This window comes from Candidatus Paracaedimonas acanthamoebae (assembly GCA_017307065.1).
GTDB lineage: Bacteria > Pseudomonadota > Alphaproteobacteria > Caedimonadales > Caedimonadaceae > Paracaedimonas > Paracaedimonas acanthamoebae_A.
In genome coordinates this window covers 1-2,810 of record JAFKGL010000050.1, presented here as the reverse complement: position 1 = coordinate 2,810, position 2,810 = coordinate 1, and the positions used below count along the sequence as shown (strand labels likewise).

2 protein-coding genes are annotated in these 2,810 nt (G+C 31.7%); one reads left to right on the top strand and one right to left on the bottom strand.

All coding sequences use genetic code 11. The features are described from left to right. The coding region (locus tag J0H12_07665) for a non-ribosomal peptide synthetase (GenBank protein MBN9413775.1) at positions 1–2,270 on the top strand (2,270 nt) is incomplete at its 5' end. 162 nt (positions 2,271–2,432) lie between these two features. Here the strand turns inward: J0H12_07665 and J0H12_07660 are convergent. Continuing rightward, a partial coding sequence (locus J0H12_07660; protein MBN9413774.1) for a hypothetical protein occupies positions 2,433–2,810 on the bottom strand: 378 nt, incomplete at its 5' end.

Sequence of the window (2,810 nt, the reverse complement as noted above, 5' to 3'; positions counted from 1 at the left end):
GACTTTCTAGCTCTTCATCATCACCATGGAAAAATCTTTCAACTGAACCTTCCACTAATCTTTCCCCTCAATCTAAGCCTCATAATCTTGCTTATGTCATTTATACTTCAGGTTCTACAGGTAAACCTAAAGGCGTATTGATAGAACATCGCGGAATAATAAATCGCTTAATCTGGATGCAAACTCAATATCAATTGAATTATGCAGACCGTATTCTTCAAAAAACACCCTTTACCTTTGATGTATCTGTATGGGAACTATTTTGGCCTTTAATAAGTGGATCCATAGTAGTATTTGCAAAGCCAGATGGTCATAAAGATATCAAATACATTTTCAACAGCATCCATAGTAAAAAAATATCTGTAATTCACTTTGTTCCTTCTTTACTTGCTAATTTTTTAAATGAAATAGAGAATAGGAAAAGAAGTACTTTTCCTTTGAGACTTCTTATTACAAGTGGTGAAGCGTTATCATTTTCTCTAAAACAAGAAGCACTTTTTAGATTAAAGTCTCTACTTCATAACTTATATGGTCCTACGGAAGCATCTGTTGATGTCACTTATTGGAATTGCTCCAATAATAGTTACGGAAATATAATTCCCATTGGACGCCCTATAAACAACACCCAGATTTATATTTTAGATTCTCAAATGAATCCTGTTCCGGCAGGAGTAAGTGGAGAAATATATATAGGAGGAGTTGGCTTAGCAAGAGGATACCTCAATCGTCCAGAGCTTACAGCAGAGAAATTCATTCCCAATCCTTTTGTGAAAGAAGAAGATGCCTCCCAAGGACTAAATCTTCGTCTGTATCGCACAGGAGATTTGGCTCGTTATCTCCCAGATGGGAATATAGAGTTTTTAGGTCGTATTGATGATCAAGTGAAGATCAGAGGTTTCCGGATAGAATTGGGAGAGATTGAGGCAATTTTAAGTTTCCATGAGGATGTTGTTCAGTGTGTAGTTGTTGCAAGAGAGGATGAAGAAGGAAGCAAGAGGCTTGTTGCTTATATTGTTCTTAAAAAAGAGATAACTTCTACCTTAGAGAAAGAAGCTAGCATTTTATCTTCTTCTGGCCAAGAGTTTAGTGTTTTTAGGGGCGAGAAGGTTATTCAGGTTACAGAAAACCTAAGGAATTATCTTGCGCTTTCCCTTCCTGATTATATGATTCCTTCATTTTTTGTATATGTGGATAGGAATCCTCTAACATTCAATGGAAAGATTGACAAAAAGAGCCTTCCTACCCCTGCCCCTTCTTTATACAGTGTAGAACACTACGTAGCACCACAATCATCTCTACAGAAAGAACTTTGCTCTATCTGGGCCGAACTTCTAAGGCTTCCTATAGACAAAATTAGCATATATGATGAATTCTTCAAATTAGGTGGAAATAGTATTCTTGCAATAAGTTTAATGAGTAAGTTAAATACATTATATAAAACTCATTTGAAAGTCTCTGATATATTTAATTATAAAAGTATATATTTATTATCTACTGTAATAGAAAATAAAAGAAATATGTATGAACCTATTATAAAAATGAACTTATCTTATGCAAAAGAAATCATGTTTATGCTTCACCCTGGGACAGGAGGTTGTGAGGTTTATGCTTCATTAGCTAAATCATTAGCTAGTAAATTCAGTTGCTATGGGGTGGACTCTTACAATTTATATCACCCAGAAAAAATAGATAATTTACATTCATTAGCTCAATATTATTTATCTCATATAGATCAAATAATGACGCAAACAAACCAAAAAATATATCATTTACTTGGTTGGTCATTAGGGGGATTACTATCGTTAGAGATAGCCACTATTTTAGAAAAAAAAGGTTACAATAATATAAAAGTTTATTTATTAGATTCATCAATAAATGATGAATACTTATCAAATTTACAAAATACTCTCAATATTGAAGAACTGAAAAAAGAATATGAAAACTACTTATCTTTGGAGTGTAATGATACATCATACATAAAAAAAATTACATCCAACATGGAAGTTGAAAATATATTAGCAAAACATAATTTTTCATTTATATTAAAAAATACGGATATATTACTATTTAAAACCATGCTTCAAGATCATTTATTAAAATTAAATTTTTTTAAAAAACAATATACTTATCTACTAAGTAAAAAATATAATAATATAGATAAAATTACTAAAAAAAATATTAAATTAGTTAAATTAAAAAATGCAAGTCATGAGACCATATTGAGTCAAGAAAATATACTTGTTTCTCATATTTTAAATTTTACTAAATAAGTTGACATATTACAAACCTTAGGCTCGTTACACTGAGATAAATTGGTTTTTAGGACATTTTGCTCAAAGGTAAACAAGAGAGACTTGCTAAATGCTCTTTTTTAAATTGGTGGGCACAAATGAGACTGTTAAAAACCTTAGTACTCCAACTTAAAAGGTTCTTTATCTTTCAAAATTTCTATCAATTTGCTTGCTTCTATCCCCCTCAAACAAGATAGCTCTAATCTGCTTGGTCAATTCTATATCTTTATCTCTAATACTTTTAAAGGTTGGATCTTGCTTATAGAGCTCTTGAGCATATTTCTTTAAATTGGCGTCTGCTTGTTCTTTCTCAGCCGACGTACGTGCAAATTTTTGCTCATGGATAAGCGCTTTAATTCTTTCAATTGGAGTTTGGTCTGGTTTTGGTTGTTGATTACTCTGAGAATTTGTATTTTCTCTATTCTCTAATAACTCTTTTGCTCTTATGTGTTCACTGATGCTTTCTTGAGCAATACGAATCTCTTGTTGCTCAAGAATCTTAACTAAAAATCTTTCTGT